This window comes from Streptomyces sp. NPDC050315 (genome assembly GCF_040655775.1).
Taxonomy (GTDB): Bacteria; Actinomycetota; Actinomycetes; order Streptomycetales; family Streptomycetaceae; genus Streptomyces.
Genome location: NZ_JBFAKN010000012.1, coordinates 73,166 through 87,055, shown reverse-complemented (window position 1 = coordinate 87,055; position 13,890 = coordinate 73,166). Strand labels below are relative to the sequence as shown.

Below are 13,890 nucleotides of genomic sequence, written 5' to 3'. Positions count from 1 at the left end.
GACATGAAGCGCCCTCGGAACGGCCGCGGTCTGCCGGTGATCCGTTACGCGGCCCGCCGTTCGGTGCTCGCGGCCCTGGTCGCCCTCGGGGTCGTGGTGCTGACCTTCCTGATCGCCTGGGTGGTGCCCAGCGACCCGGCCGGGGTCTGGGCGGGACCACGGGCCTCGGCCGCTGAACGGGCAAGGATCCGCGCCGAGTTGGGGTTGGACCGCCCGGTCGTCGAGCAGATCGTTTCGTACGTGGCCGAAGTGCTGCGCGGTGACTGGGGCCTGTCTATAGGCACGCACCGCCCTGTCCTGGACGATCTGCTCACACTGCTGCCCAACACCTTGCAGATGGTGCTCGCCGGACTGGTCATCGGGCTGGCCGTGGGCGTCCCCGCGGGACTGGTCGCCGCGCGGTGGTACGGAAGGGCCCCCGACGCGCTGGTGCGGACCGCCGCGCTGCTCAGTGCCTCGATGCCGACGTTCTGGCTGGCGCTCCTCTTCCAGATGCTCTTCGCGAGCCGGCTCGGCCTGCTGCCGATCGCCGGCAGCCACGATCGCACGGTACTCGCCGCGCATCCGGTGACCACCGTCACCGGCCTGCCCCTGCTGGACGCCGTCCTCACCGGGAACGGAGCGGCGGCCGCCGACCTCTTCGACCACCTGCTGCTGCCGGCGCTCGTGGTGGCCTCCTACCCGGCGGCCGTCCTCGCCCGGCTGGTGCGGGCCACCCTCCTGGACGCGGTCGGCGAGCCCCACATCCAGATGGTGCGCTCCCTCGGCTTCCCCGAACGGTCCGTCCTCGGGCGCTTCGCCCTGCGGCTCGCCTGGAACCCCGTACTGCAGCTCAGCGCGCTGGTCTTCGGGTACGCGCTGGTCAACACCTTCCTGGTGGAGGCGGTGTTCGACTATCCGGGGCTCGGCCGGTACGCGGTCGACGCGGCGCGGTCCCTCGACGTACCGGCCGTCGTCGGAGTGACCCTCCTGGTCGCGTTGCTCTACCTCGTCGCGAACCTGGTCGTCGACCTGGCGCAGGCGGCCCTCGACCCACGGATCACCCTGCGGTGAGGTGACGGCGATGACACACGGACCCCGGGGCGGCCGTACGGCATTGGTCCTCGCCACCGCCGGCGTGGTGATCGTCGTGCTGGTCGCGCTGCTCGCACCGGTGCTGGCCCCGTACCCCGGGGACGCGACCGGTGCCACCGAGACCGCCCGGATACTGCGCCCGCCCTCCGCGGCCCACTGGTTCGGCACCGACGAACTGGGCCGCGATGTGTTCTCCCGGGTGCTGTACGGCGCGCGCATCGGCCCGGTCGTCGCGGTGACCGTGGTCGCGGTCTCGCTGCTGGTGGGCACCGCGACAGGGCTGGTGGCCGGCTACTTCGGCGGCTGGATCGACGAGGTCCTCATGCGCCTGACCGATGTCTTCCTGGCCGTGCCCGCCCTGTTGCTGGCGCTGGCCCTGGCCACGGTGCTGGCGCCCGGCCCGATGGGGCTGACCGTCGCGCTCACCGTGACCTGGTGGCCGTGGTACGCCCGGCTGGTGCGCGGCGAGACCGCGTCGGTCGCCGGGCGCCCGTACATCGAGGCGTGCCGGGCGCTCGGTCTCGGGCACCGTCGCACCCTGATCCGCCACGTCCTGCCCAACGCCTCGACCCCCCTGCTGGTCCAGGCATCGACCGACGTCGGCGGGGTGCTGCTCGTCGCCTCCGGACTGACCTTCCTGGGCCTCGGCCCGCAGCCGCCTGCGCCCGACTGGGGCCTGATGGTGGAGCAGTCGCAGAACTACTTCACCACGCACTGGTGGATCGGCACCTTCCCCGGCCTCGCCATCATGCTGGTCGCGGCGGTGTGCTTCCTCCTCGGCGACGCGCTGCGCGACCGCCTCGACCCACGGCACACCCCACGGATCCGGTCGTGACCGCCCCACCCCTCCTGCACCTGCGCGACGTACGGGTCTCGTTCGGCCACGAACCGGCGGAACCGGTGCTGCACATCGGCGAACTGGTGCTGCGCCGGGGGGACTTCCTGGGCATCGCGGGGGAGAGCGGCGCGGGCAAGACGACGGCCGGACTGACGGTGCTGGGGCTGACCCGCCACGCGGGCGCCCGGGTGACCGGCAGCATCCGGCTGGCCGGCGAGGAACTGGTCGGGATGCCGGAACGGCGGCTGCGCCGGCTGCGCGGTGCCACCATGGCGCTGATCCCGCAGAACCCGGCCGCCGCCTTCAGCCCGGTACTGCCGGTCGGGACAACCGTGCTGCGCGCACTGCGGCTGCACGGCTGCACCCGCGCCGAGGCCCGACTCCGCGCCGCCACCGGGCTGAAGGGAGTGGGACTGCACGAAGGGCACCTCTCCCGCTACCCGCACCAGCTCTCCGGCGGACAGCTCCAGCGCGTGGCGATCGCCTTGGCATCGGCCCTCAGCACACGACTGCTCGTCGCCGACGAACCGACCAGCTCCCTGGACGTGACGGCCCAGGCACGGATCTGCGCGCTGCTGGCGGAGCTGCGTGCCGCGCACGGCACGGCCGTGCTGTTCATCAGCCACGACCTCGCGCTGCTGGCCGGGCTCTGCGACCGGATCGCGGTGCTGCACCGGGGACAGGTGATCGAGGACCGGCCCGCCGCCGACCTGGTCGCCGCGCCTCGGGCCGAGCACACCCGGCGGCTGCTGGCAGCGGCCCCGCGGCTGGGCGGGCCGGCGGTTTCCGGGCCGGCGGAGGAGTACCGCGAAGGACGCAACGACAGGCGCGGCGAAGGGACGGCCGGTGATGCTTGAGGCACGCGAACTGACCGTGGTGTACGGCGGCACGGCCGTGCTGGACCGGGTGAGCCTCACCCTGCCCGAGGGCCCGTCCGGCCTGGGGCTGATCGGGGAGAGCGGTTCGGGCAAGACGACGGTGGCCCGGTGTCTGCTGGGTCTCGTGGCGCCGACGAGTGGCACGGTGCGTTTCCGCGGCGTCGACATCGGCGGGATGCGGCGGCCGCGCCCGTACCGGCGTGCCGTACAGATCGTCGTGCAGGACACCGAGGGCGCCCTCGATCCGCGCATGCGCGTGGGCACGGCGATCTCGGAAGTGCTGCGGGCGCACCGGATGGTGCCGCGCGGCGCCGAGGCCGGGCGCGTCACCGAACTCCTTGCCGACGTGGGCCTGACCGCCGAGCACGCCGCGCGCTTCCCGCACCAGCTCTCCGGCGGTCAGCGCCAGCGTGCGGCGATCGCCCGCGCGCTGGCCGTGCGGCCGCGCTTCCTGATCCTGGACGAACCCACCAGCGCGCTGGACACGACCGTACAGGCCCGCATCCTCGACCTCCTCCGGCGGCTCCGCGCCGAGCACCGGCTCTCCTGCCTGCTGATCTCCCACGACCTCGCGGTGGTGGCACAGCTCTGCCCGCATGTGATGGTCCTGCACCGCGGCCGCGTGGTGGAGGAGGGCGACCTCACCGACATCCTCCACCATCCACAACACGCCGCCACCCGCACCCTGCGCGATGCCGTGCCGCGTCTCACTCCCGTGCTGCCACCGTGACGTGACGCGTCCCCACGGTGAAGGCGATCCGGGTGACCGATCCGTCGTCGGTCCACCGGATGCGGATCTCCTCGGCGTTCGCCGACACCACGGTGGCGACATCGGCCAGGGGTGCTGCCTCCGCAGTGCAGGTCAGGGACGCCAGGGCCGCTACGAGTACCGTTGCGTCGGCGTCCTCGACGGGGTCGGTGGTGAGGCGGGGGAGTACTGCCCAGGGGGTGAAGGCTGTGCCTTGAGGGGCGCGTACCTCGTCGTGGTGCGGCCAGCCGTGCAGGCCGTGGAGCTGCGAGAACAGTGGCCCGTCCGGGGGTGTTGCCCAGCCGGTCAGGTGTATGCGGGCGCCGTGCGGGATGCCCACGACCTGATGCACTCTCAGTTCGTAGCGGCCGCGGGCCACCGTGACGCTCCGTACCTCCAGGCCCGGCACCATCGGTGGGCCCGCGGGGAACACCGGGCGGTGCCAAGAGGCCGCCCAGCCCCAGTCGTCGCCGCCACCGGCGCCCAGGGGGTGGATTCGGCAGCGTACCGAGGAGCGGCCGGCGACCTCGACCGCGAGGTGATTGTCGGGGGCGTTGGCGGGGGAGGTCGGGCCCGTGCCGGTCGAGTAGGCGAAGCGGCCGTAGAGCACGTCGTGCGCTGCGGCGTTGTCGCCCTCTTGCGGGCGGACGTGGTCGCTGCCGTGGTTGTGCAGCCGGGCGAGGCCGTCGGCCGCGGTGGTCTGGACGAGCAGGCCGGGCGCGGGGAGCGCCAGCACCCGGTCGGCGGACTCGGCGGGGGACGCCTCCTCGGTGGCCGTCCACAGTGGGTCGTCGGCGGGGGCGAGGAGTGCGACGAATGCCTTGGAGGCCCAGTACGGGGAGCCGGGCCCGGAGTACGTCTGGCAGGTGGGCTCGTGCGGCCCGTACCAGCCCAGGCTGAGCAGCCCGTCCTCGGCCCCCACCGCGCCCCGGGTGAGGAAGTGGCGCAGGGCGCCGCTGAGCAGTCGGCGGGAGACGCCCGGTGCGAGGGGGGTGTGGCCGGTCAGCGCGCCGAGGCCGATCGCCGCCGTTGCGGCGAAACGGTAGGTCAGCGAGCGACCGAAGTGGATCGGGGCGCCGTCGCCGCCGAAGAGGAGCGAGTAACCCTCCAGGTGCTCGCTCAGCCGAGGCCCGTAGAGGTCCAACAGCCCCTTGTCGCCTGCCAGATGGGCGTGGAGTACCGGGTACAGGTGCAGCGCCCAGCCGTTGTAGTGGTCGAAGGCGCGGCCGTCGCCGTCCGCGTACCAGCCGTCGCCGCGGTACCACGTCTCCAGCAGATGCAGGCCCCGGTCGATGGCGCGCCGGGTCTCCGCATCGCCGCGGCCGACCGACTCCAGGAAGGCGGCGACGGTGACGGCGAAGAGGTACCAGTTGTTGGGCGCGGGGGTGTGCCGCAGGGCGCCGCGCAGCCAGCCCTCGGTGCGGTCCTGTACGTCGGCGTCGAGGTGGTCCCACAGCCACGGGCGGGTCAGCCGCAGGCCGAGCGCGACGGAGGCGGATTCCACCATCGGCTGGCCCTGGATGTGGTGGTCCAGGATCAGCGGCCAGGATTCGGTGTCCTCGCGGCCCGGCGTGCGGGTGCCGGCGGCGAGCCCGTCGGCGTACCGGGGCAGGAAGCCGTGCGGGTCGGCGCCGTCCGCGCCCGCGACGCGGAACGCCGCGGCGAGGAACGTCCGGGCGTACCCCTCCAGACCGTCGGAGCGCACCCCGGACCGGGAGGGCCGCCCCGGTAGAACCAGCAGCGCCCCGCCGGGCGTCGCCCACCGCAGGGCGGCGCGCACCAGCCCGTCGGCGGCGGCCTCCCAGTGGGCGCGGGTGTAGCCGGTGTGCGGGCTCAAGGACCGGTCACTAGAGGGCAGTTGAAGGAAGCCATGGGTGACGACGTCGGTCATGCCAGGAACGCCAGCCTTTCGCGGTGTACGGGGTGGGCGAAGCCGTCGCCGGCGGACCACCGGGCCACCTCACTCACCGTCAGGTCGGCGAGGCGGCGCCATTCGTTGCCCTGGGAGCCCGCCAGGTGCGGGGTCAGCAGGGCGTTGGCGCAGTCCCACAGCGGGTGGTCGGGGGGCAGCAGTTCGGGTTCGGTGACGTCCAGGACGGCGTGGATGCGGCCCGAGGTCACCGCGTCGGTGAGCGCGTCCTGATCGACGACCGCGCCCCGGGAGGTGTTGATCAGCGTGGCGCCGGGGCGCAGCCGGGCGATCAGCTCGCGGCTGACCAGGCCGCGGGTGGCGGGCAGCAGCGGCGTGTGCACGCTGACCACGTCGCTCGCGGCGAACAGCTGCTCGATGCCGACACCCGTCACTCCCAACGCCGCGGCCTCCGCCTCGGACACGTACGGGTCGTAGAGCAGGACCTGGAGGTCGTACGGGCGCAGCAGCTCGATCACCCGGCGCCCGATCAGCGACGCGGAGCAAATGCCCACGGTGTTGCGGTAGTTGCCCACCGAGCGGTCGGTGCGCAGCCAGGCGTCGCGGCTGCGGGTGGCGCGGTAGTCGCGGGCGCGCTCCAGGACGCGCTTGTTCGCCAGCAGGATCATCGCGACGGTGTACTCGGCCACCGGCAGTGCGTTGGCGGCCGCAGCCGAGGAGACCTCGATGCCGCGGTCCCAGCAGGCGTCGGTGAGGTGGTGGCGGACGCTGCCCGCGGAGTGTGCGATGGCCCGCAGGTGAGGTGCGGCGGCCAGTACCGCCGCATCGATGGGCGGGCAGCCCCAGCCGGTGACCAGTACTTCCGTCTCCGCGAGGACCGCGCGGGCCCGTTCGGTGGTCAGGTCGTCCAGTACGGGCGGTGGTGCCAGGTCGCAGAGGGCGGCGAGGGCGGCCGTCTCGTCCGGGCCGAAGACAGCCGTGGCGGCGTCCTGGCTCATGGCGAGCGCGGCGCGCGGCCGGTGTTGCGCCTCGGTCATGGAACTCCTTCGACGTGTCGTACGGGTGGTGACGTCGTTACTTCACCGCTCCCGCCGTCAGCCCCGACCGCCAGAAGCGCTGCAGCAGCATGAAGGCGAGGATCAGGGGCAGCACCGCGAGCAGCGAGCCCATGACGACGACGGGGTAGTACTCGGGCGAGACGGTCGCCGAGCTGTTCCACGTGTACAGCCCCAGGCTCAGCGGGTACAGCTGCTGGTCGGACAGCATCACCATCGGCAGGAAGAAGTTGTTCCAGATCGCGGTGAGCTGGAAGAGGAAGATGGTCACCAGGCCGGGACCGAGCATCCGCAGGGCGACCCGGAAGTACGTGGCCAGTTCGCCGGCGCCGTCGATGCGGGCCGCCTCCAGCACCTCGTCGGGCACATAACCCTGGCTGAAAATCCTGCCGAGGTAGACGCCGAAGGGGTTGAAGAGCACCGGGATGAAGACCGCCCAGAAGGTGTTGACCAGCCCGACGCCGGACGCCATCAGATACAGCGGCAGCGCGAGGACGGTCTGCGGCACCATGACCGCGGCCAGTACCACGCCGAAGAGCTTCTCCTTGTGCCGGAAGGCGTACTTGTCGAAGGCGTAGCCGCAGGCGACGCTGATCAGCGCGCCGAGCGCCGCGCCCAGCACCGCGTACAGCAGGCTGTTGCCGTACCAACGGCTGAAGAGCCCGCCGTCCATGGCGAACAGCTCGCCCAGGTTGGCGAAGAAGGAGAAGTCGCCGAGGGACAGCAGCTCGCTGCTGAACAGTGCGTCGCGGTTCTTGGCGGCGGCCAGCACCAGCCACAGGACGGGCAGCAGGGTGTACAGCACGCACACGCCGACGACGGCGTTCACGGCGGTGCGGCCGAGCAGCCGGGGGCGCAGGGCGGTGGAGGTGGTACTCATCGGGCGGCCTCCGCCTTCTCGGTGGACCGGTTCGTCCAGCGGGTCACGCCGTAGGACAGGGCGATGGTGAAGAGGAGCAGGATCACCGAGGCGGCCGCCGCCAGGCTGTAGTTGTTGCGGTTGAAGGCGGCGTCGTAGATGTACATGCTCGGGGTGAAGCGCGCGTTGATCATCGGGGTCTGCTGGCCGAGCAGCATCGGCTCGGTGAACAGCTGCAGGCCCCAGATCAGTGTGAACATCGCGACCATCACGATCGAGGAGCGCACCAACGGGGTCTTGACCTGCAGGGCGGTGCGCACCGGCCCCGCGCCGTCGACCACCGAGGCCTCGATCACCTCGCGCGGGACGGCCTGGAGCGCGGCGTAGAAAATGATGGTGTTGTAGCCGAGGTTGCTCCACACCGCGATGTTCACGATCGAGGGCAGGACCGTGTGGGCGCCCAGGAAGTCGACGGTGATGTCGCCGCGTGCCAGCAGTTCGACCACCGGGCTGATGCCGGGCGTGTAGAGGTACAGCCAGATGATCGCGGCGATGATGCCGGGCACGGCGTGCGGCAGGAACAGCGCCAGCTGCGCCCACGCCCGCAGCCGTACCACGCCCGAGTCCAGCAGCAGGGCGAGCGCCAGGGCGCACACCACCATCAGCGGGATGTAGACGAGGCAGTACGCGGCGACCGTGCCGAGGCCGCCGAGGAAGGTCGGGTCGGTGAGGACCGCCGCGTAACTGCGCAGTCCGACGAAGACGGTCCGCTCCGGGCCGAAGCCGAGCCCCGGCTGGTCGGCGCCGAAGAAGCTCAGCCACACGGCGGTACCGACGGGAATGAGGAAGACCGTCACGAGCAGCACGAAGAACGGCGTCATCAGCACGCCGCACGCGCCGAACCGGCGCCTGCGGGCCCCGCGCCGCCGGTCGGCGGCGGAGAGGGGAGCGGTCCGGGGCGGGAGCGCGACGGTGTCCGTACTGGTGGTGGTCGTGGTCATGGTGTCACCTGCCTCTCTGACGGTTGGTCAGCTGCTGCGTTCGGTGGTGGTCAGGCCGAGGGCCTTGAGGTCGGGCAGGGTGCCGCGCTGTGCCTCGCGTACGGCGTCGATGATCGTGCCCGTGCCGCCGGCGGCACGGGCGAACCCGTCCTGCATGACTTTCTGCGTCGCCGTCATCCGCGGCCCCCACGTCCACCGGTCGTCTATCTGCTCGGCCTGCTCGCGGAAGAGCGCGTAGATGTCCTGGCCCGAGTAGTAGCGGCGGTCGAATGCCTTGCGGCCCACCTCGATCAGGCCGGGCGCGGCGGGGAACTGGCTGCTGGTGCCGCTGGAGAGGCGGGCGCGCAGCGCGTCGGGGTGGGTGACCTGCCAGCTGATGAACTCCATGGCGGCTTCGGGATGGCGGCAGTCCTTGGTGACGGCGAACGTGGACCCGCCGTGGGTGGCGTTCACCGGCCGCCGGGTGTCCCACTGGGGGAACGGCGCGATCGCCCACTTGCCCGCCTGCCCCGGATGGGCGTTCATCTGCGCGCCCGCGTCCCACGCTCCGTGGACTCGGCTGAGGATCCGGCCCTGCCCGATCGCGGCGGGGAAGCGATTGCCGTCGGTGGCGAACCGGGCGACCAGGTCCTGGTCCGCCAGCCGCTGCCAGTAGCGCGCCACCCGCCGGGTGGGGGCATCGGCCATGGAGACGTTCCAGGCGCCCTGGGAGGTGTCGAACCAACGGGCGCCCGCCTGCCAGGAGAACGCGGCGAACTGCGTCATGCCGTCGGTGGGGAAGAGCGTCAGATGACGGTCCGGCGCCCGCTTCCGTACCAGCCGCGCGGCCTCCTCGAAGTCGTCCCAGGTGGCCGGGACATCGATGCCGTACTTGCGGAAGAGATCCGTACGGTAATGCAGCACCATCGGCTCAATGTCCAGCGGGACGCTGAAGACCCGGCGGTCGAAGGTGGTCAGTTCGAGGGCCTGCGGCAGCAGCTTGCCGCGCAGGCCGTCGTCGACGAGGTCGGTGATGTCGCGGGCGACGCCGTCGATGGCGAAGCCGGGGACCTGGGGGTACTCGATGGTGGCGACGTCCGGCGCGTTGCCGGCGCGGGCGGCGTTGCTCAGCTTGGCGTAGCCGCCCAGCGCGCCGGACGGCACCTGCTGGAAGTCCACCTGGATGTGGTCGTGCGTACGGTTGAACTCCGTCACCACTTCCTGGCTGCCGCGCAGGGCGGACCAGAAGGTGATGCGGGTGGTGCGCTTGCCGGTGGTGCGTGGCTGTCTGCCGCCACTGCCGGTGCAGGCGCTCGCACCGGACAGGGACAAGGCGGCGAGTGCAGCGAGCACGGACCGACGATCGGGTGGACCGGGCATGCATGCCTCCCGCGGCTCGTTTCGGGACACGGGAATAGTGATCGGCGTAACAGAACCCGGTCAATAGACCGATCAGAAGAAATTGAAACGGTCAAACGCTCACGCGGTCCAGGCGGTCCCGCTCCTGACGGTCACTCACCAGCGCCGCTCGCCGACCCGCTCACCGGCCCGGTCGACCCGCGCACCTGCAGATCCGGCAGCAGCTCGATACGCCGTACGGGTGCCGGGCGCTCCTCGGCGGGCCGCCGCAGCCGGTGCAGCAGCAGCTCGGCCGCCGCCCGCCCCACCTCCGTCTTGGGCGGCGCCACCGCGGTCAGCGGAGTACTGCCCAGCGCCGCGACGACATCGTCGTACGCCACCACCGAGAAGTCCTCCGGCACCCGTATCCCGGCCTCCTGGAACCGCTGGACCAGCATCAGCGCGTCCACATCGCCGTGCAGGACGGCGGCGGTGGCGCCGCGAGTGCGAAGGAGGTCCAGGACGTCGGGCTGCGGTTCCCGCGCGGACTCCGAGCGCGGCCGTTCCGCCGGTTCCGGCACGGCCGTCGGCGAACTCAGCGTCACGGCCCAGTCCTCGATCTCCGCCCGCTCCGCCGCGATCGCGGTGAAGGCGGCCCGCACTGCCCGCGCCGTAGGGCTGTCGTCCCGGGCGCCCAGGACGATCCGCCGGTGCCCCAACGAGATCAGGTGCTCGACGGCGAGATGGACGCCGTACCAGTGGTCGGAGCAGACCGAGTCGAGCGCGTGCAGCGCGCTGCCGGGCCGCGGGCGGCGCTCCATCAGTACGGTCGGTACGTCCAGCGAGCCGAGCCAGCCGTAGTCCGCCTCCTCCGCGCCCAGCCCGCGCCAGCGCGGCGCGATCAGCAGGCCCTGCACGCCGCTCGCCAACGCCTGCTCCACCATGGGGCGTTCGCCACCGGACACGGCGGGCGCGATGTGCAGCGCGATCCGCATGCCGGCCTCCTCCAGCACCGTACGCGCACCGTGCAGGATCTCGAAGAGGTACGAGTGCCGCTCGGGCACCACCAGCCCTATCGCGGCACCGTCCTCGCCGGACCGCGCCCTCGGTACGCCCGCCCCCGCCTCCTCGACCGGCACGATCGAACGCACCACCCCGTGCCCGCGCCGCAGCTGCCCCGCGCGGGCCAGCTCCTCGACGTCCCGGCGCACGGTGACCACCGAAACGTCCAGCTCCGCCGCGAGATCGCCGACGCGGACCGCGCCGCGCGACCGCACCACACCCAAGATCCGCTGCCGCCTGAGATCCACCGGTTCCCGCATGTCGCTGCGCCCCCCTGTGTGCGTTTGAGCGTTCGGCGGCAGCATAACGATCAGGCCGTCCCCGCACGAGAGCCGGTCGTTGTCGTTACGATTCCCCCATGGGTATCGCCGTCACGAAGTAACTCCAGGTGTGCCGTCCCACGGCCGCAGCCGCACCGGTGCCGACCGGTGGGGCCTGCTTGCCGTACCGGCGGCACGGAAGCGTCCTTACGGCCCAGCTGCCGTAACGTCCCGCTGCCTGGAGTACCCACTTCATGAACGCTTTTCCCGAGGCGCGCCCATGCCCGCCCGCCGGCCGCCGGATGCCGGCCCTCGCACTGCTTTCTCTCCTGCAGTTCCTCATCGCCATCGACGTCACCGTCGTCAACGTGGCGCTGCCGTCCATCGGTGCGCAGTTCCACGCCCCGACCGCGTCCCTCTCGTGGGTCGTCACCGGCTACACCCTGGTCGGCGGCGGTCTGCTGCTGCTCGGCGGCCGGGTCACCGATCTGCTCGGCAGGCGCCGGATGTTCCTGCTCGGCGCCGGCCTGTTCGCGCTCGCCTCGCTCGCCGCGGGACTGGCCCCCGGCCTTCCCACGCTGATCGGCGCCCGCTTCGCCCAGGGCGCCGGCGAGGCACTCGCCTCGCCCGCCGCGATGTCACTCATCGCCCTGCTCTTCCCCGAACCCGCCGAGCGGGCCAAGGCGCTCGGCGTCTGGGGCGCGATCTCGGCGGGCGGCCTCGTCGTCGGCGGGCTGCTGTCCGGAGTACTCACCGAACTGCTGCACTGGCGCTGGATCTTCGCCGTCAATGTGCCGCTCACGGCCGCGGTACTGCTGATCACACCGAAGCTGGTACCGGCCGACGGACCACGTCCCCGCACCGGACGCCTCGACCTGCCGGGCGCCGCGCTGCTGACGGCGGGCCCGCTCAGCCTGGTGTACGGAGCGCTGGAATCGGCACCGTTGGCAATCGTGGCAGGCGTACTGCTCCTGACCGCCTTCGTCGCCGTCGAAGCACGCACGCAACACCCGCTCGTACCGCTCTCCTTCTTCACCCACCGCACGCGAGCCGTTGCCAACGCCGCGACCGTACTGTTGAGCGCGGCACTCTCCACGGCGTTCTTCCTGCTCACGCTGTACATGCAGGACGTGATCGGACTCGGCCCGTTGCAGGCGGGCCTGGCCTTCCTCCCCTTCTGCGCGGCACTGTTCCTGGCCATCTCCCTGGTGTCCCGGCTGATCGGCGCGCTCGGCGTGACGCGCACGGCGTTGGTGGGCCTGGCATCCACGGCGGCGGGCCTCGCCTGGCTGGCCCGCCTCCCCGACCGGGGCGCGTACGCCATCGATGTACTGCCCGGCATGGTGGGCGTCGCCGTCGGCATGGGTGTGGGGCTGCTCGCCCTGCAGAACGCCGCACTCCATGACGTCACCGAGGCCGACGCCGGCACCGCGGCAGGCATCCAGCGCTCCGTCGACCAACTGGGCGGCTCCCTCGGGCTTGCCGTGTTGGTGGGGGTCTCGGTCGGTAGTAGGGGCGGTGGAGCCGATGGCTTCCGTAGTGCTTTTCTTTACGCACTGATCGGGGTGGGCGCTGCTGCCGCACTGCTGCTCGCGGCACCGGCACGTGGGCGTACACCTAGCAGCCCCGTGTACTGAGGTGTACTGCGGTATACCGATATCGGCCGGTGACCGATGACTGCTCCCGGCCTCTTGCTGCACATTGGTCGCGCTCGCTGATCGGACGTGCGACCTGCGAGCGTGATACGCGCACGGCTGGAGGCAGTTCGATGCAGGGGGACAGGGGCCGCGGGCCGGCCGGTCTGGTCGGCCGGGACCGGGCGTTGTCGGAAGTGGCGGAGGTGTTGCGGGCCGAGCGGCTGGTCACGGTGAGCGGGCCCGGGGGAGTGGGCAAGACCGCGCTCGTCGCGGAGCTGGTGCACCGCATGGCGCCCGGTCAGTGGGCGGCCGTGGGGAGGGTGGATCTGGTACGGCTGGACGGTCCCGAACTGCTGCCGCAGCGGCTGGCCCGCGCCCTGGGCAGGGACGACCTGCCCAGCCGGGGCACCGCCGAGGCGCTGGCCGCAGCGCTCGGCGGGGCCCCGGCGCTGCTGGTGGTGGACACCTGCGAGTACGCGCCCGAGGCCTGCGCCGCGATACTCACCGAACTGGTGGGCATGTGCACCGGCTTGCACGTACTGGCCACCAGCCGCACCCCCATGAACACCCCCGGCCACTATCGGCTGCGCCCGCTGCCGCTGGACGAAGCCGCCCACCTGTTCGAGGCAACCGGCCAGCAGTGGGGCCTCGACGACGTACCGGCCCCCAAGACGGTCGAACACATCTGCACGTTCCTGGACGGTCTCCCGCTCGCCGTCCACATCGCGGCGGGACAGCTCGCCCACCACTCGCCCAACGAGGTCCTCACCCTGGTCTCCCGGGCGGACACCCTCCTGGACCTCACCGTCCCCGGCCTGCCCGCGCGGCACCGCACCCTCCGCGAGTCCCTGCTGAGTACACATCAGTTGTGCACGCGGGAAGAGCAGTTGCTCTGGGCGCGCTGCACCGTCTTTCCCGGCCCCTTCGGAATCAGAGACGCGCTGGAGGTGTGCGTCGACGAGCGGCTGCCTTCGGAGGCATTGGTGGCGGCGTTCGCCGGCCTGGACAGACGGTCGCTGATCCTGCCCCAGGAGCCGGGCGGCACCACGTACAGAATGCCGTGGTCCACTCGCGCGCACGGCCGGCAGTGGCTGGACCAGCTCGGCGAGGAAAGAGAGTTTCTGCAGCGCTGCCTGACCTGGCTGCTTCGCGAATCGTGACCGGATTCGCCAATCGCGACCGGACCGACGTAAAGGCGTAAGGCTACGTAAGGCTAGTGGGTCCGGGACGGCTCCGGGGAGACTGTGCGGAACCGCGTCGAAGGCCGTTCCGCCGCGCGTAGCCTAGGAGC

12 protein-coding genes are annotated in these 13,890 nt (G+C 71.9%); 6 read left to right on the top strand and 6 right to left on the bottom strand.

Annotated features, from left to right (window positions below):
• The first annotated feature begins 3 nt into the window (after nt 1–3).
• Genes AB0I82_RS33530 through AB0I82_RS33515 form a run of 4 tightly spaced genes read left to right on the top strand, consistent with a single transcriptional unit; the run spans nt 4 to nt 3,520 of the window.
• A complete protein-coding gene (locus AB0I82_RS33530; protein WP_363261254.1) occupies nt 4–1,053 on the top strand; it encodes an ABC transporter permease in 1,050 nt (349 codons plus the stop codon).
• Nucleotides 1,054–1,063: 10 nt separating this feature from the next.
• Nucleotides 1,064–1,909: an ABC transporter permease gene (locus AB0I82_RS33525; RefSeq protein ID WP_363261253.1), complete on the top strand. Its 846-nt coding sequence runs from the start codon at nt 1,064–1,066 to the stop codon at nt 1,907–1,909.
• On the top strand, nt 1,906–2,769 hold the full coding sequence (locus AB0I82_RS33520) for an ABC transporter ATP-binding protein (protein WP_363261252.1): 864 nt from the start codon (nt 1,906–1,908) through the stop codon (nt 2,767–2,769). The genes AB0I82_RS33525 and AB0I82_RS33520 overlap by 4 nt, the downstream gene beginning before the upstream one ends.
• The gene (locus AB0I82_RS33515) at nt 2,762–3,520 is read left to right on the top strand and encodes an ABC transporter ATP-binding protein (protein ID WP_363261251.1); all 759 of its coding nucleotides are present in this window, start codon (nt 2,762–2,764) and stop codon (nt 3,518–3,520) included. The genes AB0I82_RS33520 and AB0I82_RS33515 overlap by 8 nt, the downstream gene beginning before the upstream one ends.
• Here the strand turns inward: AB0I82_RS33515 and AB0I82_RS33510 are convergent.
• The 6 genes from AB0I82_RS33510 to AB0I82_RS33485 form a co-directional block, all read right to left on the bottom strand.
• The gene (locus AB0I82_RS33510; RefSeq protein WP_363261249.1) at nt 3,498–5,429 is read right to left on the bottom strand and encodes a DUF2264 domain-containing protein; all 1,932 of its coding nucleotides are present in this window, start codon (nt 5,427–5,429) and stop codon (nt 3,498–3,500) included. The two genes, AB0I82_RS33515 and AB0I82_RS33510, sit on opposite strands and share 23 nt — an antisense overlap.
• Nucleotides 5,426–6,445: a hydroxyacid dehydrogenase gene (locus tag AB0I82_RS33505; protein ID WP_363261248.1), complete on the bottom strand. Its 1,020-nt coding sequence runs from the start codon at nt 6,443–6,445 to the stop codon at nt 5,426–5,428. The genes AB0I82_RS33510 and AB0I82_RS33505 overlap by 4 nt, the downstream gene beginning before the upstream one ends.
• 37 nt (nt 6,446–6,482) lie before the next feature.
• A complete protein-coding gene (locus AB0I82_RS33500; RefSeq protein ID WP_363261247.1) occupies nt 6,483–7,343 on the bottom strand; it encodes a carbohydrate ABC transporter permease in 861 nt (286 codons plus the stop codon).
• Complete coding sequence (locus AB0I82_RS33495; RefSeq protein WP_363261246.1) at nt 7,340–8,323, bottom strand: sugar ABC transporter permease; 984 nt, start codon at nt 8,321–8,323, stop codon at nt 7,340–7,342. The genes AB0I82_RS33500 and AB0I82_RS33495 overlap by 4 nt, the downstream gene beginning before the upstream one ends.
• Nucleotides 8,324–8,350: 27 nt before the next feature.
• On the bottom strand, nt 8,351–9,682 hold the full coding sequence (locus tag AB0I82_RS33490) for a sugar ABC transporter substrate-binding protein (RefSeq protein WP_363261245.1): 1,332 nt from the start codon (nt 9,680–9,682) through the stop codon (nt 8,351–8,353).
• A gap of 131 nt (nt 9,683–9,813) precedes the next feature.
• Nucleotides 9,814–10,962, bottom strand: a complete 1,149-nt coding sequence (locus AB0I82_RS33485) for a substrate-binding domain-containing protein (protein ID WP_363261243.1) — start codon at nt 10,960–10,962, stop codon at nt 9,814–9,816.
• A 254-nt stretch (nt 10,963–11,216) separates the two neighbouring features.
• Here AB0I82_RS33485 and AB0I82_RS33480 point away from each other — a divergent pair, with 254 nt between their 5' ends.
• Together AB0I82_RS33480 and AB0I82_RS33475 are read left to right on the top strand one after the other, a co-directional pair.
• A complete protein-coding gene (locus tag AB0I82_RS33480) occupies nt 11,217–12,599 on the top strand; it encodes an MFS transporter (RefSeq protein WP_363261242.1) in 1,383 nt (460 codons plus the stop codon).
• Nucleotides 12,600–12,730: 131 nt separating this feature from the next.
• Nucleotides 12,731–13,759: an AAA family ATPase gene (locus tag AB0I82_RS33475; protein WP_363261241.1), complete on the top strand. Its 1,029-nt coding sequence runs from the start codon at nt 12,731–12,733 to the stop codon at nt 13,757–13,759.
• Nucleotides 13,760–13,890: the final 131 nt, after the last annotated feature.